21 protein-coding genes are annotated in these 18,955 nt (G+C 53.2%); 4 read left to right on the forward strand and 17 right to left on the reverse strand.

Annotated elements, in window-relative coordinates:
• Positions 1-448: 448 nt before the first annotated feature.
• The 17 genes from WBG83_RS01745 to WBG83_RS01825 all read right to left on the reverse strand — a co-directional run bounded on the left by WBG83_RS01745 (position 449) and on the right by WBG83_RS01825 (position 14,451).
• Positions 449-1,309: an STM4011 family radical SAM protein gene (locus WBG83_RS01745; protein ID WP_336742122.1), complete on the reverse strand. Its 861-nt coding sequence runs from the start codon at positions 1,307-1,309 to the stop codon at positions 449-451.
• Complete coding sequence (locus WBG83_RS01750; protein ID WP_336742124.1) at positions 1,306-2,670, reverse strand: STM4012 family radical SAM protein; 1,365 nt, start codon at positions 2,668-2,670, stop codon at positions 1,306-1,308. Before WBG83_RS01750 ends, WBG83_RS01745 begins: the two co-directional genes overlap by 4 nt.
• A gap of 27 nt (positions 2,671-2,697) precedes the next feature.
• Positions 2,698-3,483, reverse strand: coding sequence for an STM4013/SEN3800 family hydrolase (locus tag WBG83_RS01755; RefSeq protein WP_336742126.1), 786 nt, complete (start codon positions 3,481-3,483; stop codon positions 2,698-2,700).
• Positions 3,480-4,751, reverse strand: coding sequence for an STM4014 family protein (locus WBG83_RS01760; RefSeq protein ID WP_336742128.1), 1,272 nt, complete (start codon positions 4,749-4,751; stop codon positions 3,480-3,482). The genes WBG83_RS01755 and WBG83_RS01760 overlap by 4 nt, the downstream gene beginning before the upstream one ends.
• 2 nt (positions 4,752-4,753) lie before the next feature.
• Positions 4,754-5,593, reverse strand: a complete 840-nt coding sequence (locus tag WBG83_RS01765) for an STM4015 family protein (RefSeq protein WP_336742130.1) — start codon at positions 5,591-5,593, stop codon at positions 4,754-4,756.
• A gap of 135 nt (positions 5,594-5,728) precedes the next feature.
• Positions 5,729-5,920 (reverse strand): hypothetical protein, encoded by a 192-nt coding sequence (locus WBG83_RS01770; protein ID WP_336742132.1) that lies wholly within the window; start codon positions 5,918-5,920, stop codon positions 5,729-5,731.
• Between the two features lie 49 nt (positions 5,921-5,969).
• Positions 5,970-6,470 carry an SUKH-3 domain-containing protein gene (locus WBG83_RS01775; protein ID WP_336742133.1) on the reverse strand — a complete coding sequence of 167 codons (501 nt, stop codon included), beginning with the start codon at positions 6,468-6,470 and terminating at the stop codon, positions 5,970-5,972.
• 57 nt (positions 6,471-6,527) lie between these two features.
• On the reverse strand, positions 6,528-7,157 hold the full coding sequence (locus WBG83_RS01780; protein ID WP_336742135.1) for an SMI1/KNR4 family protein: 630 nt from the start codon (positions 7,155-7,157) through the stop codon (positions 6,528-6,530).
• A 16-nt stretch (positions 7,158-7,173) separates the two neighbouring features.
• Positions 7,174-7,557, reverse strand: a complete 384-nt coding sequence (locus WBG83_RS01785) for an immunity 22 family protein (protein ID WP_336742137.1) — start codon at positions 7,555-7,557, stop codon at positions 7,174-7,176.
• A gap of 18 nt (positions 7,558-7,575) precedes the next feature.
• Positions 7,576-8,193, reverse strand: a complete 618-nt coding sequence (locus WBG83_RS01790) for a hypothetical protein (RefSeq protein ID WP_336742139.1) — start codon at positions 8,191-8,193, stop codon at positions 7,576-7,578.
• An 89-nt stretch (positions 8,194-8,282) separates the two neighbouring features.
• Complete coding sequence (locus tag WBG83_RS01795) at positions 8,283-8,687, reverse strand: metallophosphoesterase family protein (RefSeq protein ID WP_336742141.1); 405 nt, start codon at positions 8,685-8,687, stop codon at positions 8,283-8,285.
• 1 nt (position 8,688) lies between these two features.
• Complete coding sequence (locus WBG83_RS01800) at positions 8,689-8,877, reverse strand: hypothetical protein (RefSeq protein ID WP_336742143.1); 189 nt, start codon at positions 8,875-8,877, stop codon at positions 8,689-8,691.
• Positions 8,878-8,883: 6 nt separating this feature from the next.
• On the reverse strand, positions 8,884-9,573 hold the full coding sequence (locus WBG83_RS01805; protein WP_336742145.1) for a hypothetical protein: 690 nt from the start codon (positions 9,571-9,573) through the stop codon (positions 8,884-8,886).
• 220 nt (positions 9,574-9,793) lie between these two features.
• Positions 9,794-10,060: a hypothetical protein gene (locus WBG83_RS01810; RefSeq protein ID WP_336742147.1), complete on the reverse strand. Its 267-nt coding sequence runs from the start codon at positions 10,058-10,060 to the stop codon at positions 9,794-9,796.
• 293 nt (positions 10,061-10,353) lie between these two features.
• On the reverse strand, positions 10,354-11,409 hold the full coding sequence (locus WBG83_RS01815) for a hypothetical protein (protein WP_336742149.1): 1,056 nt from the start codon (positions 11,407-11,409) through the stop codon (positions 10,354-10,356).
• A 145-nt stretch (positions 11,410-11,554) separates the two neighbouring features.
• Positions 11,555-12,613 (reverse strand): hypothetical protein, encoded by a 1,059-nt coding sequence (locus tag WBG83_RS01820; RefSeq protein ID WP_336742150.1) that lies wholly within the window; start codon positions 12,611-12,613, stop codon positions 11,555-11,557.
• A complete protein-coding gene (locus WBG83_RS01825; RefSeq protein WP_336742152.1) occupies positions 12,610-14,451 on the reverse strand; it encodes an HSP90 family protein in 1,842 nt (613 codons plus the stop codon). Before WBG83_RS01825 ends, WBG83_RS01820 begins: the two co-directional genes overlap by 4 nt.
• Before the next feature lie 206 nt (positions 14,452-14,657).
• Here WBG83_RS01825 and WBG83_RS01830 point away from each other — a divergent pair, with 206 nt between their 5' ends.
• From WBG83_RS01830 to WBG83_RS01845, 4 genes are all read left to right on the forward strand, one after another.
• Positions 14,658-15,503 carry a DNA adenine methylase gene (locus WBG83_RS01830; protein ID WP_336742153.1) on the forward strand — a complete coding sequence of 282 codons (846 nt, stop codon included), beginning with the start codon at positions 14,658-14,660 and terminating at the stop codon, positions 15,501-15,503.
• Positions 15,490-16,773, forward strand: coding sequence for a type II restriction enzyme (locus tag WBG83_RS01835; protein ID WP_336742155.1), 1,284 nt, complete (start codon positions 15,490-15,492; stop codon positions 16,771-16,773). Before WBG83_RS01830 ends, WBG83_RS01835 begins: the two co-directional genes overlap by 14 nt.
• 380 nt (positions 16,774-17,153) lie before the next feature.
• Complete coding sequence (gene fumC, locus WBG83_RS01840; protein ID WP_336742157.1) at positions 17,154-18,542, forward strand: class II fumarate hydratase; 1,389 nt, start codon at positions 17,154-17,156, stop codon at positions 18,540-18,542.
• 5 nt (positions 18,543-18,547) lie between these two features.
• The gene (locus WBG83_RS01845; protein WP_336742159.1) at positions 18,548-18,679 is read left to right on the forward strand and encodes a hypothetical protein; all 132 of its coding nucleotides are present in this window, start codon (positions 18,548-18,550) and stop codon (positions 18,677-18,679) included.
• Positions 18,680-18,955: the final 276 nt, after the last annotated feature.

Consider the following 18,955-nt stretch of genomic DNA (forward strand, 5'->3'; position numbering starts at 1 on the left):
TTGCAAGTTCCTACATCTTTTTCGAATACTTGCAGCTTCATTATATCAAACTCGTTGACACTCGCCTACTCCCAGCCGCTCTCCCGCATGTCATTTTTAGGACTTTTTAGCTAATTAATTGATGTTTGTCGAACGATGTCGTATCGTTTCCAGCCTCTAGCATATCAAATTCTTCTATACAAATTCTATACATCCTTATCATTCATTTTCCTGCGCAAAGAGAGGCCCCGACTGGTTTACAAAGCGGGAGTACATTGGTCAGGTGAACCTGAATTGCGGATTGTAAGCCGCATACAATAAAACGACCCCCGGCTTCAAGCCGAACGTCGTTTTAGCTCATCTTTGTCAAACATTACCTCTTCATTCCTAGTCTCTTGGACTCCGGGACTCTTAGTCCGTTCGACCTACACGCGATAAAATCAAGCGTACAGGGTGCTTATTCCTGATGTTATTGGGGAGAAGACGCGATCCGCTCCAGCAATCTGTCCCCATACACCTGCGCCAGCTGCAGCTCCGGCATATGAATATAGCCAATATAGCAATCACAGCACGTCATTCTGCAGGGCCTTGGCTTCGAAAGCGCCTCCAGCCCGTCACGGTACAAATGCCCGATAACCTGGCGGTCCTTATAGCAGCGTTTAACCAGACCCGGACCCTGCACATAAAAAACATGCTCTCCCGCACGGCAGCTTCTGCCTGCGCTTTCGTAATCGTGTACATTGCGTTCAAAGTGCGGATCAAGGCCTTGTAAAAAAGCGCGATCCCGATCCGAATAATAATCGGCTTTATCTTTGAACGCATTCACCCACATATATACATCCTTCGGCAGCGCAGCCCGCAGCGAGGCGATAGCTTCAAATGCCCCTTTTACCCCGACGGATCCTACACTGAATGGTATGCTTCGGCGATGCAGTGATAGACACTGGACCAAGAACGCCGCTTCCGTCGTTTGCCCCGGATGATAGGTTGCCCAGAAGGCGGCCTTCTCCCGGTTAAGCGCTTCGGTCCAATCGAGCCGGGCGGACAGATTCGTTTGAATGACAACCTTTTCCACGTGCTCCATGTGTGACAGCTCCGTCATCGCCTGCCAGTACCAGCGGTGCGTCAAGCCCTCGCCGTACGGATTGAAAAACACGGAGAGCCGATGGCCGATAGCGGCCTGATCACGCACCCAGCCGACAAAAGCATTCACCTGCGCCCGATCCTTGGCCAGCGTCTGCGCGCTGTCTTTGTTTTTGCTGAACGGACAGTACGGGCAATCATAATTACAGGAAGACAAGCTTCCGCGGTAGTACAGCGTTGCCTTCATCGGAGCACGAACCCTTCCATCCGCTTGCGCACCTCCGCCGAAATGAACCAGTCCCCGATGGCATCGGAGTATGCGAGACCCTCCTCGGTAAGCCGAAGCACCCCGGGCGGACGTTCTGCCATACCAGACTCAAGCAGTAAATTCAGCTCAGGGAAATCGTCAAGGGCGCCGCTTCCGAACCGGTCTGTATACGCAGAGAGCTCTAAGCCCTCCCAGTGCAATATCGCCTTCAAAATAAACCGCCGCTTCTGCTCCTCTTCGTTCAGAACAAATCCATACCCGGCAAGGTCATGCCGCTCAGCGGCAACGAAGTCGGCAATAATGCTTTCTGTCGCCTGTCTGCTGACACCATAGCGGGTCGCATAGTGCACACTGCGCGTATACGAGCGGGCCCCGCAGCCGAGACCGACCATTCCTTCCTCCTGACAGCCGTAAGGCAGCAGGCTCTTGCCGGAAGCGGCATTCTCCCTGGCAAACCTGCGCATGGAATACTGCTTGTAGCCTCTGGCCAGCAAATGATTACGGGCGGCAGCATAACAGGCCATGCGGGTATCCTCGCCGCTACTGCGCACTTCCTCCGGCTTCACGATCGTATGCTCCCGGGTATACAACGGATAAATGAATATTTCCTCCGGCTCAAAGGAAAGCGCGCACTGGAGCGAATACAGCCAAGAATCCACCGATTGCCCGGGCAGTCCGTAAATCAGATCCAGATTCAGCACAGGAAAATCGTATTGTTTAAGCAAATCGAGCGCCCGCTCGACCTCCAGCGGCTTCTGCGGGCGGTATATGGCAGAGGCCTCCGCTTCAACAAAGCTTTGAATTCCCATGCTGACCCGATCCACCCGGCGCTTCTGAAGAATATACAGCCGTTCGGGGGTTACGGTTTCCGGCGAAGCCTCCACGGAAATGGATGCCTGTGCCGGGTCCAGCCCCATCACGTCCTCCGCGATTCGGAACAGCCGGTCCAGCAGCGGCGCCTCCAGCAATGTCGGCGTGCCTCCCCCTATCGCAAAGCGGGCGAACGGTTTACGTCCGACGTGGGGCGCCCATTGTACGGCCTGACGTTCTAGCGCATCGACATACTGCTTATGCACGTCCGAGCGCTTGTCGGGCAGGGTAAACAAATTGCAGAAGCCGCAGCGGGCCCCGCAAAACGGGATGTGCATATACAGGAAAAAGGTTTCCGCCGCTTCCCCGTGCCATAGCTCCGCCAAGGGCCGTACCGGGTCCAGCTCCCGGTACGCCGTTTTGTGCGGGTACGAATACAAATACGACCGGTACGGGTCTAGTTTCAGCTGTTCCTTCCAGCTGCCGATGGCTGCCTCATCCGTGATAGCAGAACCAAGAGAATGCGTCATCAGCAAACACAACCTTTCCGGTAAAATCTAGACTATAAATTCGCGATACGGCACGTTCCATACCACTTCATGCGCAAGGCGGTGTCCGTCATAGCCGTCCTCTCCATAGGCTGTGCCGTGATCGGAGAACGCCATGCAAAATACAGGCCGCTTGCGCGCTCTGAATGCTTCAAACAGACGGCCAAGCTGTCCGTCCACATAACGCAGCGCAGCCCGCTGTGTCTCAACAGAATCCTTTTTCGCCCCGGGCACGAAGTAGTGGTTCGGGCCGTGAATCGCCGACACATTCAGAAACAAAAACAGCCGTTCCTCCTGGCTGATATCGTTCAGCAGCTTCAGAGCGTGATCAACCTGATGCTCTGTCGACCGCGGATGAGTTACCCCGAAGGTCATCCGCCAGTAGCTTTTTTGAAAGTATCCGGGCAGTACACGGGCAAGCGGAACCTTTTTGGTGAAAAAGATAACGCCTCCGATACAGATGGTCCGGTAGCCTTCCGACTCCAGCCCGGACACCATATCGGGCGTGTCGAACAGCCAAGTGTTCGGATGCGTCTTCAAGCCGGTATGCTTGGAGTGGAACAGCCGCACATGCCCGGACTTGTCCGTTGTGGCGGGCGTCGGCAAAAAACCGCCGAAAAACGCGTGGTGCGCCGCATAAGTGAAGCTGCCGGGTGTATGGCGCTTCTCCCATGGCCCGCTGCCGCACAAATTCGGGCAGTTATCCTGTTCGAGCACGGCGGCATCGTAACGCAGGGTGTCCAGTGTTATCATGAGGATGTCATGACTGCCCACGATTTGATTCATATTTATCACAGCAGCTGCTCCTTCCTGTCCGGCGCAGCGCTATCCATACTGAGATCGCCCTGAAGGACAGGGATTCCCCCGAGGCGCCTGGTTTCCCATTCATACGTATCGGCGCCTTCATAGGAAACATGATACAGCAGGTCTCCAAACGGATTCACGTCCACCACGCAGGGGGCGTATGTTCCGCTGCTGAGCAAAACATCGACACCGGCCACGGAGGAGTGGGAAAAAGCGGACACTGCTCGCTCCGCGCAAGTCCGGACTGCTGCCTGAATTTCTGCGGACAAGCCAACGTCATCGAGGCTCATTCGCTCGCTCCGCAAGTGGAGGTTTGTAATCGGCGTCCGGCTTAGCCGGGCTGTGCTGTGACAGGCTTCACCACCCACTACAAGCTGCCGGATATCAAAGGTGCGTTCCCCATAGGATGCCTTCGCTACCCATTGCTCGACGTGCGCTCCGTGCTGGAGCACCCAGTTGATAAGCTGCCGAATCGTTTTTCGCTCGGTATAGCGGCGCGGCTTGATCGCATTGTAATATAACGGAGGCCGGGCCACATAATTTTCGAAGCCGATGGTCGTAATTGCAAGCTCCGCATCCGTGGCGGGGTTGATTTGATAAGCGATGACACCGCATGCTCCGGAACCTGAGGCCAGCTTCACGAATACGCGGTACAGCCGCTTACGGTGCATCGTTTCCCGGAGCTCCTCATAATCCGGAATCGCTTCGGCGAACGACAGCAGCCGCGGAACAGGCACTCCCGCTCCAGACAACACGCGGTGCGTGTGCCGTTTGTCGAACATGCCGATAACATCCGACGGCATGTTCATCCACCGCGCTGCCGGCCACAGCTGACCGGCTTCACGCTCCAGACGGGCCAGCAGCCGGCCGTAGCCGCGGAACCACTGCGATGGATGGTAGAGACGGCCATGCTGCTCCTGAAGCGCTAAGGCTGTACGAACCGACATCGGCTGAGGGTCACTTCGATACCCGAATGGGAGCAGTCCGTCATCCCGCTGCTCCTCGGGAGCATCCGGCGCGCCCAGTGCGATAAGAAGGCGCTCCACCTCAAAATGCTCTCCCGGCGCATCAAGCCTCAGCAAAAGGGGCCGGCCGGCCCCTTTGAATGGTTCTGCGGCACCGGCGAGAGTTTGATCGCCGCGAAGCAGCTCAAGATAGGAAAGCACGTAGGCCGGCGGCAAGCCAAGACGCTTCCTCGCTTCTTGAAGCCGTACCGTGCGGCGGTTATCCGGATTACCGATTAAGATAAGCTGCTCCATCCTTATTCTGTTAATGCCGGATACCGGAAATCGTCGTCCGTTCCCTGCTCCTCGCTCATATCCACGTTGAGTCCCGTCTGTCTCCAGCGGTTCATCATTTCCTCCGACATATAATGATAGCTTAAATCCAGCCGCTGCAGCCTTTGGACCCGTTCGCTGGAAATCAGGGCTTCGGCTCCTTCGTCAGACAGCGTGCCCATCGATAAGTCCAGCGTGTGCAGCTGGTCCAGAATCGGCGCATTCGCCAGCGCCGCTGCAATTTCATCCTGGATTTCGCTGTCCTTCAGCCCAAGATATGTAAGCTCCGGAAATTTGCCCGGCTCTATCAGCCGCAGCACATCCTCCAGATCCGCATCGAACCCGTACTCATCCACGCCGAGATACAGCTCCAGCTTTTTCAAGCGGGGAAGACGGGCCTGCTCGATGCTGGCAAGCACCGTTTTGCCGAGGCCGCCGCAAATAATGGTCAGCTCCTCCAGCTTCTCATGGTTTGCAGGGTCCAGCTCCAGGCCGCCGCTGCCCTTGATCGTCAGGGCTGTAAGCTCCGGGTATGCGGTCAGCAGCGGTGCTAGATTAGACTGCATAATCCACGACACTTCACATTCCTCGAAGCTCATATCGCCGATAAAGAGCCGGCGCAGCTGCGGAAAACAGTCCTTCAACCGCACAAGCGCCTCTACCGCTTGGCTGGAATCATTTTCGTAGGAACCGCCCCAATCCCCAATAATGAGACTCTCCAGCTCTTGGCTTTGCGGCTGGCCGGACAGCTGCTCAATTAAGCTTGCTATCGTCACGCCTTCCTCGTATTGATCATAACTTACAGACAGCTTGACTTCGGACATCGTTATTCCTCCTTGACGAAATAGTAGACTTTGCTTTTAATGGTATACTGACGGCACAACCAAAAACCACCTTCAAATCACCTAAATTCAGGTAAAATGCAGGGGCCTAAAAGACTATAAACTGCTGACGGCACCTCAGCAAGCGGTTTCTGTTTTTCTGACCTTCGCTGTTCCATCCGCCTGATGCTCGACAAGATACTCCGTACGAATATCAGGGACTGCAAATGGAAAATGAAGCTCATACAGGCCGTGATAAGCAGCAATCTCCACCATCTGTTCCATCCGGTAAGCAAGCTGATCCGGCCAATAAACGATACACGGAGGCACCTACTCATCGGCTGCGGATTTTCCACTTTACCCCACTCGGCACTTGGTTCTACAAGTCATGAATAAGCTTTACGTTATATGTATCACACAGATTGTTTAAGGCGTCCGCAAGATGATCTCCCAATATCCAGGTATAATAGTCGTCCATATAACCGTAGACTTTGCCGGATTCGGACATGAACATCAGCGCATTCCTGCGGAAGACATGCCCTATGAGAATAATACGTTCATCAAGCCTTCGCTCCAAATCTTGGAAATCCTCTTGATCATAATAATCCCCATAGGCTTCCTCCGGATTTATATAGAAGGATTCCCGGCTCCCGTTACGCTCAAATTGAATCTCCATACCGCCCAGCTCGTGAAGCGCCTCCTTGACGCAGGGGAACACCTCATAGCCCTTGGCTTCTAAAAAACGGCAAGCCGCTGCCGTATGCTCCGCACTCCGATCCGGGCGCCAGCCAGCCTGGGCAAGAATATTTCTAGTCGTTGGTGTCAGCCCGTTCATCGCCCACTTCTCCCGCTCATCATAACTATTTTTAATCCAAGGCATCTGTTTCGGCACTGCGAGTTTTCGGATGGCAAAATCCCTTTTCGTTTGAGCCTATTTCTATTGAGCGCTCGGTTCACTGCACAGCACGGTCACCATGTTTTCAAACGAATCAAATAATTGATTTACATACGGGAGCAAATTTTCTCTTGTCTTGCACTTCTCCTCACCCAAATCATGCAAATCATCGTGTAAAAACCATACCACCGGGCAGTCGCCGGAGCTATTTCTTCCCAGCGTATCAAAGCAGACGGGCCCTTGCTGGTCCTCGCATTCGGCAAACGGAATATAGCCCGCCGCAAGCAGCGGCTCCCAGCACTGAATTTGATATTCCAGATCCTCCAGCCGATTACCGGATGACATCGAGGGCATGGAAATAAAGCGGCAGTCCCCAAGATATTCACCGTCCAGCTCCACATTTTGGAATCCAAGCTCGGTGAAATGATAGGTCCTCAGGAACGCCCGGAACAATGGGGGAAGCTCAACTTCGAACCGGCGCTCAAGCGCCTGTATTTCCTCCTCAGTAATCGTGGAGTCAATGAACCGCCACTCTACCCAGCCATCCTCATTCACACTGCCGACCCGCATATCCTCCGGCACGTTTTCTTCCACGTCCATTAGCTGTAAATCCGCAAATCGGGCCCGAAGGCAGTCCAGCTTCTCTTTCATCAATGTAATTTGCTGTTCCATATCGTTCTGCCCCTCTTCACTTGTCCTCATAGCTCGCTGTACCAATAAAGGTCATGCCCGAAGCCGTGCGCCCAGCCTGACCGGAATAGGCAAAGTTGTACAGTAAAATAACCGCATTCACCGCTTCATTCAGAACGGGGCCAGACAGCTCCTGAAAGCGGGGAATGATGACGTCATCGTAGGAGTGGCCGGACAGGATAACCGCTATCTCCTGAGCAGCCTGCTCCAGAAGCTGGATTTCTCTGAAATCCTCATCCTCGTCTTCAATACCGAAGTCCGCCATGAAGGGGGAGTCCAAAGCATCCCCCTCCTCGTCGTAAGGGGCTGTCACATACGCTTCAAGCTCCTCTTCACTCCCCGCCGTTCCCAGCCACAAAGAAACAAATCCTTTTTTCTCCATGGATGCCGTCCTCCCTTGCTATTGATTGTCCAGGTCCGTCTCAAAATTAATCCAGGTCATTTCTTGGATTTCTACGATTCCTTTAAACTCCTCGACCAGATCCTGGCTATATTCCAGCTGATCAATGTATTCCAAATCAAAAATTCCCTCCAGATCGTCCACGTCCACCTGAAATAAACGGAACTGATCCAGATGAAGCGACTTGAATTGACGGGTGAACTGCTCCTGGTATTCCGGCATGGCTTTAATTTCCTCGCAAAGCTGCACGGTTATGTCTTCCCCGAGCTGATGCGGATTGCGATCAGGGTACTTCTGCTGCGCCAGATCCAGGAAAAAACGGTCCTCCATTTCATAGCTCAAATAAAGGGAGGCTGTAATCCGGCCCTCGTTGAAAATCGTATAACCCCAGCCGTGATCCTCCGCATTATGAAAATGAAGAAGCGGCGCGGCTTCAGACAGCTTTTTAACAGTCTCCACCGTTTCCGGGCTCTCCAAGTATTCATCCTTAAGCAGAATGACGCCCCAATCCTCATTCAAGCTGCCTGTCCGAAAATCCTCCGAAAGCGGCTGGACAGCGGCTTGAACGGACTTTAATTTCGTATTCCGAAACAAAATACCTGCTGTAAATTCACTCATGCGACTCCACTCCTTCTGCCATTTGAACCGTGGTGGAGGTCAGGCTCCACTTCGGTTTCATCCACTTTTCTTCATTCTACATTTGACTTTTAAAATAAAGGTCTTGTCAAAATACAAACCTTCGCGTCCACATTCAGCACCTGCGTTCCGTTCGCCAGCTCTGCCAGCGGATTGTCCCAGTGAGAATGCCCGCAAAAAACAAGCCCTGGCGGCCCCAGCTCCAGTGTTCTGCGAATGTCCGCACTCCCTTCACAGCCTAGCTCAGGCACATCCGGGCTCTGATGCATTAGCAGCCCCTGCGGCTCGTGCTCCGCGAGCTTGCGAAGCCTACGCAAAAATTCCGTTTCCGTCATCCGGCTCGGCTTATCCGGTCTGCCTATAATTCCTCCCAGACCGCCCCAGCGTACGCCGGCAAATTCACGAATACCCGGGCTGTCAATAAAACAAAGATTCGTTTGCTGGCTTAGCTTCTGCTGCTTATCCGTGCCCAGCAAATCATGATTGCCCGATGCTCATCATTCCTTGTAAATCAGAGGTTACAATAAGCGCATCTGTGGAATCGGGCAATCCTGCGATATGCCCCGCATATACCGGAAGCTGCGCCTCGATTATGCCATCCCCGCTGGATACTGTCCAATACGTGAAGCGTTCCAGCGGCTCCGGTTGAATATCCAGTATCCGCATGTCCGTTCAACCTCCTGCGGGCAGCTGCAGCTGCTTCAGCACTTTGGTCGATGCAGCATAAACCTGATTAAAGAACCCCAGCCGTTCCAAAGCATGACATTCAACAAAAACATGGCCGTCCAGACCACGCCACCAAGTTGTGCAGCTGTCGCTTGCCTCCGCTATCAGTTGAAGGCCAAGCCTGCTGTCGTTTTTCCATATCTCCAGCCGGTCCGCATGGAACCGGGCCGCCAACCAATTCTCCCGCCTCAAATAAAAATCGTCCTGTACCGCATCACGTTCCACAAATGTTTCGATCGACTGTGCGACGAGAATCGGACGATCGTCTCTATCATACGGCCTGACATAAATCCGGCCCTCACTATCCATCACTATCGCATAAAACAAGTGGGAATAACTATAATCTGCACAAGTATAATACCACCGGCCTTCAATTTCCTCCGCTTCCATGACATAGCCGTTTCGAGGATCATATTCAAACGCTACAAGGTCGACCCCTTGGTGTTCCATGCCGTGATACAATCCCCGCGGGCGGTATTTGATTCCGCCAAAACGCTGCTGATACCGGATAAAGCTCTCGTTGTACGGATATCCGTGCCGATTAAGAAGCTGTACAATTTCATCGGCTTGCTTGGGCTGGGCAATCGTCCTCCCTCTGCTAAGCATTTCAGCAGCCCGGTCAGATAAAGCCTGCATGGCTGTTCATCCTTTCCAGATGAGTCCACTCCAACAACAAATGTATTCATACTCTTTAAGACGTAATGAATCGATCATGGTTGCGCTGGCAGTCATACGCATCACTTGGCCCGGCTGGGAACAATCCCGCCCTTTTGTCAAACCAAACTTGATGAGTATCGCGCGGATACCAGGACGATATAAATTGATATCATAGCAATCCTTCCAATTAAAAGCCAATTCAGCAAAGGAGCTTTTGTAAATCCCTGAATAAATGCCAAAAATGACCATTCATCGTCCGGCTGTAGTTGCCGTCGATAATCCAGGTCTCCCGCTCCACTAGGCCATTCATGAGCAAATCCCGCTCATCGTTTGCGGTCGGCACCCAGCCCGGCTTCCAGTGCAGAGCATCCAGATGATAAACCGGAATTCCCGTAAGCGCTCCCAGTTTGCGGGCGAACGTCGATTTTCCCGAACCGCCGGAACCGATAATCATTATCCGCTTCATCGCAGGCTCCTTTCTCGGACATGCACAATCACTATAGATTTACAGGGAAACGGACGGCTCGAAAATGACAGTGACCTGATGACGAGTTAAAATTTCAAGTATTTGCATAAGGATTTGCTGCTTGCTGCAATCATTGCCAGTCAGCGCCTGAAGCGCTGGGAGGGGGCTGCGCCAAATAATTAGCTCCCTCCCCAAGCCTATTGTATTGTTCGATTCTCCTCGCCTTGCATGTTGAAGGGATGTCTGGACGGAAACAAGGCGGCAGTCCTCTGCCGCCCTTTCATTGTGATGTGTTACACCGCAGCGCTAACCAGCGTGGAATAATAGCTGTTGCCGTTGCGGCGGTCATACTGGTCCGCAGCCGTTCTAGCCAGCTGTTCGAATCGCCCGGACAGGCGCCGGAAATCGGCGGCATCCTCCAGATAAGGGAACGCCTCGGGCAGTCTTGGCTGCTGCTTGACTTGACCGTTTTCGGCCAGACGGCGGAACAGGCCCGCCGAATAGGCATAAAACATCATTTTGTCACACGGGTCTTCATGATCAAGGGTCTGGGCAACGTGCTGCTCGAACACCTCAAGGCCCTTTAGTGGATCTGTCTGAGCCAAAAAATGAATATGCCCACCAATATTATTCAGAAAATCCCGGTTGCCCTTGATCAGCCGGTAGCCTTTACGCTGGTGTGCAATGGCTTCCTCCGTCCGTCCCAGACGGTACAGCGGAGCCAGAACCTCGGCCAATGTAATATGAGGAATTTCCGCACACTTCATCTGTCCGGCAAGAATCGGCTCAGCCGCCTTCAACGCCCGCTCATCCTCACCAATCATCACGTAATAATGGTAAATCTGCTGCTGCTCGCATGCCCGGCAGTCACTCATCAAATCCCGTTCCATCTCGGAAAACAGAGCAAAATACTTGCCGGCGGCTGCCCCGTCTCCCAAATCCATGGCGATCCGGAAGCGGTAATAGTAATAGGTGCGATCGCTGTAGCCGGCTTCACGGTATCGTTTGCGCAGGTCTTCCAGCAAATTTTCAATCTGCTGCAAGGAAATTTCCGGGAAGTTGCACACCTTCCCCAAAATCCATTTGTAAGACCACAGCAAATCGTAGCTGTCGTACAGGTCCGGCTGCTTGTCGAATTGGCCAAGCTGCCAGGAAAAGGCCACAATCGCCTTCATCGGAAACCCGCCGAAGCTGGCCGCCTCCACAATTTGGGTGCGCGCTTCATAGCCCTGCTCAATATCATTCCCGGAATCAGCCAGCCGGGCTGCTTCCTCTAATAACGCAATCTTGGCCGCACCGTTGGGCAGAGCGTATGCCTCGTCCATCAATTCTTCAAAATCCAAGCTCATGCTCATTCCTCCTGTCTTTGCCGATAACGGTTCAACAGCTTCAGCGTCCTCTTCGAAGGACTGGGCTGTGTATGAGATCCATCAGCAGGTGTGTATAGCCAACGAAATTTATTGCTTTAGTAGCAAAAAAAGGCTGAAGCCGTTCTCAATAGGTAAGCGTGGATTGTACGAGCGTGGAATAATAAGGATTGCCGTTGCGGCGGTCAAATTGATCCGCTGCAGCCTGTGCAAGCCTGGCAAAACGTTTCCCCAGCTTCTCAACATCCGCCGCATCCTCTTTGCCTGCAAATGCCGCCGGCAGGCGTAGCTGGCGTTGTATCTGCTTTTCCGCCAGCTTCTTCATCAACAGAGCCGCATACAAATGGAATCTCAGATTATCCAACGGGTCCTCATGATCAAAGGTTTGCGGGAGATGCCGCTCGAACAGCTCTACACCCTTTAGCGGGCTGGTCAATGCCAGAAACCCCATATGCTCCGAGACATTGCTTAAATAATAACGGTTGTTCATTACTAACGGATATCCTTGACGATGATAGTGCTGCGCTTTTCCTGCCTGTCCCAGCCGATAAAGCGGAAGCAGCACCTTGGACAGCGTCAAGTTCGGCACCTCAGCACAGCTCATTCGTCCGGTCAGGATCGGATCAGCAGCCTTCAGCAGCCCTACATCATCCTCCAGCATGGCATAATAAAGAACCAGCGTATTTTGCTCGCAGGCCGTACAATCGCTCATCTTGTCCGTGTCCAGACTCCGGAACAGCGGGAGGCAGCGGCCCGCCTCCTCTTTGTCTTTATACAGGACAGCCATCCCAAAGCGGTAGTAATAATAGGTTCGGGCGCTGTACCCCTGTTTGACGCAGCGTCTGTGCAAATCCTCCAGAAGTCCTTCTACTTGCTCACGCGATATTTCCGGGAAGCACAGCAGCTTGCCCACAATCCATTTGTATCTCCACAAAAGCTCATCGCTGTCATACAGCTCCGGCTGTTTGTCATATTGTCCGAGCAGCCGGGAAAAGGCTGTGATGGCTTTCATCGGGAAGCCTTGCTTACATGCGAGCTCCACCATTTCGGAACACGCCTCATAGCCAAGCTCGGCATGATTGGTTATATCAGCCAGCCTTGCGGCCTCTTCCAGCACCCCCAGCCTGGCTTCCCCGTCCGGCAGCTTCGATGCTTCCATCATCAGCCGTTCCAAGTCACGATTCATACGGAGGCTTCTCCATTCCCGGAACCCGCGGACAACCCCCAGTCAATAAACCGGACGATGCCCTGATTGAGCACGGCAAGCTCCTGACGGTTCATGGGATAGTGGCCCATCATCAGCGCGTTGGCATACAGCATTTCTACCGCAATCGGGACCATAGCCGGATGGTTTGCAGAACATACCCGTTCAATGACAGGATTGTCCAAATTAAAATATAAGGTCGAGTATGCCGCTTCGTTGAAGCTGGCGCTCAGACTGTTCAGAACGGAAGAAAACAGCTCCGTGCTTTCCTCCCCGGCCTTTTCAAGTGAGCGGAATGCAGATGATTCCTTGGACAGCGTAAACAGAACCGGCAGCTCCGAGGGCTTGAACCGCTTGAGCTGCACCCGGCAGCGGAAGCGCTGAAGCGTCACATCCGCAGTACGAACGAAGTCGTAGTAACGGTTTCGCTCCTCCAGCGTCAAGTCAGTGAAGGACAGGGACACGTCCTCCGGCGCCAGCCGTTCCGTCCTCGCCTCAGGACATATCCACGGCAGGCTTTCCAGCAGTGCGGCATCATAAATATAACCGCCGTTGATGACCAGGAAGGATTGCGCCGCCGCCACATGGGTAATTTGCCGATATTCATCGAGCGTTGTGGTGTAGTACAGCGTTCCGCGCTCCTGAATTAATTCCCCCAGCTCCCGCTGGCCGTAGGTGCTCTCGAAAGGCAGCCAGCGGTAAATAATCCGGTAAAACGTTTCATCCTCCACCGCCAGTGCTTTCATTGACAAGGCGTGCAGGCTGATGATGCTTTGAAGCCGGTCCGGATCATATTCAGCCATACGCAGCAGCTCGCTGCGAATCGACTCTCCCAGCTCATGACGCACCTCCTCCAGCCGCTCATCCTCGTAGAAATGCTCGCGTGATGCAGTCGGCTGAAGCTCATCTGTCCAAATCAGGCTTTTGACAAAAAAAGCCCAGTCCGGCAAAATGTTTTCCGCTTTTTCGGAAACCAGCATCTGCTTTAAATACACCCGGTGCGTGCGCTTCGCGTTCAAATTGACCGAATGCGGGAGAATAAAGGCGATTCCTCCGGTGCGTCCGCCTGCCGTACGAAGCGGAATAAAATCACGGAAGCGCTCCCCGAGCAGCTTCTCCCCGAAGGCAAGCACCTCCGCCTTGCGGCTGCGGGCCAGCTCCGGCTCTGCAATCCACACAGGCACATCGGCATGAATGACCCGGCTGGTTTCGTCCGCCCGGAGTGTAACCGGGTATGGCAGCAGCGCCCCGTAATAAAACAGCGATTCTGCGGCTGCATCCGGCGAATAATACATTTCGCACCCCGGCTTGCAGCGCAAATAAACCTTCGTTCCCGGCGACAGCGCTGTCTCCAGACGGCGTATCGTATAGGTGCCGTCCGGTTTGCCGCGCCATTCCATGGAAGGCCCGCCCTTGGCCGACTGGGTCAGCATGACAATTTCATCGCTTACCATGAAGCAGGACAGCAGCCCGATTCCGAAACGGCCGATAAATGAGGTTTCTTTTGCCAAAAATTCCGTACCTGTCTTGGAGGAATGGCCGATCATGGCCAGGAATTCATGAATTTCTTCTTCGGTCAAGCCAATCCCGTTGTCCTCCACCACCATAACCGCGTCTGCGCCGGTGCCTGTAATCTCGATTTGGATCTTGCCCGCGCTGGCCGGGTCCAGCTTCTTTCTGGCTGTGATCGCATCGGTGGCGTTTTGAAGAAGCTCGCGCAAAAACACCTTTGGACTGCTGTATAAATGATTGGATAATATCGTAATCATGCCGCTCAAATTCACCTGGAAGCGGTATTCGTTCATATTGGAATTGCTCATATGAATCTCCTTTAATTTAGAAGTAATTTACAGTAGCTTTCCTGATTTTACTATTGAAGGTGTATCCATTTCTACCTTTATCCAAAAAGTCCGCCTTATGTCCTACTTTTCAGAACAAGAACACTTGTTTTGAAGGATCTGCTATAATGGCTATAATATGAAGTGGAACAAGCCCTTCACAATACCGCAGTTTTTAAGGAGAGAACATGTTGTCAGCACAGCCATCACTTTTACAGCCGTTCCTGAAATGGGCAGGCGGCAAACGGCAGCTTCTGCCGGAAATCCGCAAATACGTTCCACAGCATTATTCCGCCTATTACGAGCCGTTTGTCGGTGCGGGCGCCGTGTTATTTGACCTGCAGCCGCAAAAAGCCGTCATTAACGATGTGAATACAGAGCTCATCAATACATACAAGGTAATCCGGGATCATGTAGACGAGCTAATCGCGGATTTGAAGAAGCATCAGGCCGACAAGGAGTATTTTTACAGCATCCGTGATTTGGACCGTCAGGAGCAGTTCAAAGGTCTCTCTCACGTAGAGAAATCGTCCCGGATTATTTACTTGAACAAAACATGCTTCAACGGATTGTTCCGCGTCAACAGCCGGGGCCAATTTAACGTGCCCTTCGGCAAATACAAAAATCCTCAAATCGTCAACGAGCCCGTGCTGCGGGCGGTGCACGACTATTTGAGCACGAATGATTTTACCATCTTAAACGGTGATTTCGAGCAGGCGGTCAGCACAGCCAAAGCGGGAGATTTCGTCTATTTTGACCCGCCGTATGACCCGGTATCGAATACAGCTTCATTTACAAGCTACAGTCTGAACGGCTTCGGCAAAAAAGACCAGGAGCGCCTGCGGGATACGTTTGCGGAGCTGGATCGCCGGGGCTGTAAGGTGCTTCTCAGCAATTCGGCCACCGACTATATCAAGGACCTGTACAGCTCGTATACCGTCCGAATCGTATCGGCCAGCCGGAATATTAATTCCAATGCGGCAAGGCGCGGCAAAATTGAAGAGGTGCTGGTGATGAATTATGAATCTGACTGATCAAGCCTGGAACACGCTGTTCGAGCGCCACGGCATTTTAGAGGAAATTGAACAGCACGGATCATACGTCATTCAGGCCAAAACCATCAAGGAAGTGCGGGAGCCGCGTCTGATGGCCAAGTTTGATCACAGCAGCAATTTGCCGGAGCTGTTTACGAAGCAAGGGTTGTCGATTTTGCCGCTAACCCGGTCCAGCTACATTCTTGGAGACTTCGATGTGTACGCCAAGGTGAAATACAGCGCCAAGGTCAAGCCGAAGCCGATGAGTCTGCCGAAGCACATTACGACCCTCGATCCGGCCAACCTGTATTCGGAAAGCTCCGCGCTGCACTGCGCGATGGTGTCCGGCATGATTGACGATATTTTGGGAGAGCCTGCTGTCCAGACTATCTCGGGCCGCATGTCCTCGAAGCAGTTTGATTTCACGATCCGGACCAAAAAAGGAATCGACCAGCACGTCAGCATTAAAAACGCCCAAGTGGAGATTGACGGCGGCTATGAAAGTGAATCCAGGTTTATGATTGTGGAGGCCAAGAAGGAAGCCGTGGAGGATTTCCTCGTGCGGCAGCTGTACTACCCGTACCGCTTATGGCAGGAGCAGACCTCCAAAGAGGTCATACCGGTGTTCTTCACACATTCCAACGATATATTCAGCTTCTTCGTGTACCGGTTCACCGACCCGATGCAGTACAATTCCCTGGAGCTGGTTGAGCAGCGGGATTACGTCATCGCGCATGAGAAAATCGAGCTGGCGGATATCACGTCCCTGCTGACTGCGGTACAGCCGGAGGCCGAGCCGGAAATTCCGTTTCCGCAGGCGGACTCCTTCCCGCGTATTGTGGATTTGCTGGGCTTGCTGTATGAGGCGGATATAACGAAGGAGCACTTCACCTTGAATTACGATTTTGACAGCAGGCAGACGAACTACTATACCAGCGCCGCAATGTATTTGGGTCTTGTGGAGCGGTATGCCGATGCCGCTTCGAAGCAGGTCAAATTCCGGTTGTCTGCCCATGGCGCCAGGCTGATGCGGCTGCCGCTTAAGCAGAAATATTTGTCTCTGGCCAGCTGTATTGTCGCCCATGCCCCCTTCCGGCTCGTCCTGCAGGAGCAGCTGGAATCAGGGGCCGCACCGGACAAGCAGCGTATCGTAGACATTATGAAAAGCTGTGACTTGTATCAGGTAGAATCCGAAAGCACCTATGTGAGACGATCGTCCACCATTCGCAGGTGGGTCGATTGGCTGCTGAAGCTGCCGGAAATTTATTGATGGCAGCTGCTCTGCCACGTATTGAGCCGCACCGCGCGCAGCTTCCAGCGCAACGGTGTTTCGCTGCATGGCGGCGGTCCTCGACCACATAGCACAGCAAAGCCGGCCCAGTCCTGGTAACAGGAGGAGCCGGCTTTGCTGTTCACCATTTTTTTTGAAATCTCTCCGTTATTATTAGCCCCTATCAGCTTATCCATGGAAACACGGCAAGTACATATCTCCGGCTTCATACCAGCGTCCCTTTCTATTCCGCTTTCCATTTTCCGGTATAAAAATAGGCCGATTGGCTTAAATTACAAGCAGCCCCGCTTTTCTACAGCGGTAATTCATGATAGAATAAATGATATTGATTATCATTATTAATTTCTTGGAGGGACAGAATGGAATACCGCATTGAGAAAGATACGATAGGCGAAATAAAGGTGCCCGCAGATAAATGGTGGGGCGCACAAACCCAGCGCAGCTCGGAAAACTTCCGCATCGGCACCGAGAAAATGCCGCTTGATTTAATCCGGGTGTTTGCCATCTTGAAAAAAAGCGCTGCTGCTGTAAACCGCGATCTCGGCAAGCTCGATCCGGTAAAGGCCGGAGCCATCATCGCCGCAGCGGACGAAATCATCGCCGGACAGCTGGATGATCATTTCCCTCTGGTCGTATGGCAAACCGGCAGCGGCACACAATCAAATATGAACGTCAATGAGGTCATCGCAGCCCGTGCCAACGACCTGCTGTCCAAGCAGGGCAGCGAGCTGCGCGTGCACCCCAATGATGATGTCAACCGTTCGCAAAGCTCGAACGATACATTCCCTACAGCGATGCATATCGCAGCGCTGATGGCCGTTGAGGACCAAGTGCTTCCTGCTATTGCCGTGCTCAAGGAAACCCTCGAGAAGAAGCGTGCGGCATTTGCGGATATTATCAAAATCGGACGAACGCACCTGCAGGATGCCACCCCGCTGACACTCGGTCAGGAGATTAGCGGCTGGCACCGTATGCTGGAGAAAACCGAGCAAATGATTCGTATCAGCTCCGACAGCCTGCGGGAGCTTGCGATTGGCGGCACTGCGGTCGGTACGGGAATTAACGCGCATCCCCGCTTCGGCGCACTCGTCGCCGACGAAATCGGACGGCTGACCGGCAAGCCGTTCATTACAGCCGCAAACAAATTCCACGCTCTGACCAGCCATGACGAGCTTGTCTATGTCCACGGAGCCTTCAAGGCGCTCGCGGCTGATTTGATGAAAATCGCCAATGACGTGCGCTGGCTGGCCAGCGGTCCGCGCTGCGGAATTGGCGAGCTGACGATTCCGGAGAACGAGCCGGGCAGCTCCATTATGCCGGGCAAGGTCAATCCGACACAATCTGAAGCGATGACGATGGTCGTCTGCCAGGTGATGGGCAACGATGCGGCTATCGGCTTTGCGGCAAGCCAAGGCAATTTTGAGCTGAATGTGTTTAAGCCGGTTATCATTTACAACTTCCTGCAATCCGCCCGCTTGCTGGCCGATGTCATTCATTCGTTCCATGAGAACTGCGCCGTAGGCATCGAGGTGAACCATGCCGTGATCCAGAGCAATCTGGAGCGCTCCCTGATGCTCGTCACTGCGCTTAATCCGCATATCGGCTACGAGAATGCCGCCCGTGTCGCCAAAACGGCACACAAGGAAGGCTTAACACTGAAGGAAGCCGCGCTGCGAAGCGGCCTGCTCACCGAAGAGCAGTTTGATCAGGTCGTACGGCCCGAGCAAATGATTCATCCGAAGGAGTGATGCGCATGTGGAATGCGTTTCCCCTATCGACCAGCCTGTATGTGTTTCAGCATGAGCAGGGCCATGCGGAGCAGTGGGCGGCGACTGCCTATGTGGAAGATGCGGGTAGCCTTCTCAAAATATGGACATGCTTCTAATCAACATGTGCGATTTAACTAAAGAAGTCCCGCAGAACCCGATCATGGAGGAGTTCTGCGGGACTTGCGATTTTCCGGGACGGAGCTCCTCAGCCCTTTCCCCGTCCACCTTCTCGTACACAAACACCTCTTGTGCAGCGGCAAACCCTGTCTGCTCCGACAGCTCCTCGGTCAGACGCCCCTTCTCCCCAAGCTGATGATATTTTCATCCTCCTGTTCCTCATGAATAAATTGTATCTTGACTCCGGTGATATCGCAGCATAAAGAATACCATGG

It is taken from the genome of Paenibacillus sp. y28 (genome assembly GCF_037137075.1).
In the GTDB taxonomy this organism is placed as follows: Bacteria; Bacillota; Bacilli; order Paenibacillales; family NBRC-103111; genus JBBBNV01.

Coding starts and splice junctions, on each gene's coding strand:
- fumC (WP_336742157.1), top strand. CDS start 17,154: ATGGAATACCGCATTGAGAAAGATACGATAGGCGAAATAAAGGTGCCC.
- WBG83_RS01835 (WP_336742155.1), top strand. CDS start 15,490: ATGAATCTGACTGATCAAGCCTGGAACACGCTGTTCGAGCGCCACGGC.
- WBG83_RS01815 (WP_336742149.1), bottom strand. CDS start 11,409: ATGAGCTTGGATTTTGAAGAATTGATGGACGAGGCATACGCTCTGCCC.
- WBG83_RS01765 (WP_336742130.1), bottom strand. CDS start 5,593: ATGTCCGAAGTCAAGCTGTCTGTAAGTTATGATCAATACGAGGAAGGC.
- WBG83_RS01845 (WP_336742159.1), top strand. CDS start 18,548: ATGTGGAATGCGTTTCCCCTATCGACCAGCCTGTATGTGTTTCAGCAT.
- WBG83_RS01800 (WP_336742143.1), bottom strand. CDS start 8,877: ATGCGGATACTGGATATTCAACCGGAGCCGCTGGAACGCTTCACGTAT.
- WBG83_RS01810 (WP_336742147.1), bottom strand. CDS start 10,060: ATGAAGCGGATAATGATTATCGGTTCCGGCGGTTCGGGAAAATCGACG.
- WBG83_RS01790 (WP_336742139.1), bottom strand. CDS start 8,193: ATGAGTGAATTTACAGCAGGTATTTTGTTTCGGAATACGAAATTAAAG.
- WBG83_RS01775 (WP_336742133.1), bottom strand. CDS start 6,470: ATGCCTTGGATTAAAAATAGTTATGATGAGCGGGAGAAGTGGGCGATG.
- WBG83_RS01820 (WP_336742150.1), bottom strand. CDS start 12,613: ATGAATCGTGACTTGGAACGGCTGATGATGGAAGCATCGAAGCTGCCG.
- WBG83_RS01825 (WP_336742152.1), bottom strand. CDS start 14,451: ATGAGCAATTCCAATATGAACGAATACCGCTTCCAGGTGAATTTGAGC.
- WBG83_RS01785 (WP_336742137.1), bottom strand. CDS start 7,557: ATGGAGAAAAAAGGATTTGTTTCTTTGTGGCTGGGAACGGCGGGGAGT.
- WBG83_RS01780 (WP_336742135.1), bottom strand. CDS start 7,157: ATGGAACAGCAAATTACATTGATGAAAGAGAAGCTGGACTGCCTTCGG.
- WBG83_RS01750 (WP_336742124.1), bottom strand. CDS start 2,670: ATGACGCATTCTCTTGGTTCTGCTATCACGGATGAGGCAGCCATCGGC.
- WBG83_RS01830 (WP_336742153.1), top strand. CDS start 14,658: ATGTTGTCAGCACAGCCATCACTTTTACAGCCGTTCCTGAAATGGGCA.
- WBG83_RS01805 (WP_336742145.1), bottom strand. CDS start 9,573: ATGCAGGCTTTATCTGACCGGGCTGCTGAAATGCTTAGCAGAGGGAGG.
- WBG83_RS01760 (WP_336742128.1), bottom strand. CDS start 4,751: ATGGAGCAGCTTATCTTAATCGGTAATCCGGATAACCGCCGCACGGTA.
- WBG83_RS01745 (WP_336742122.1), bottom strand. CDS start 1,309: ATGAAGGCAACGCTGTACTACCGCGGAAGCTTGTCTTCCTGTAATTAT.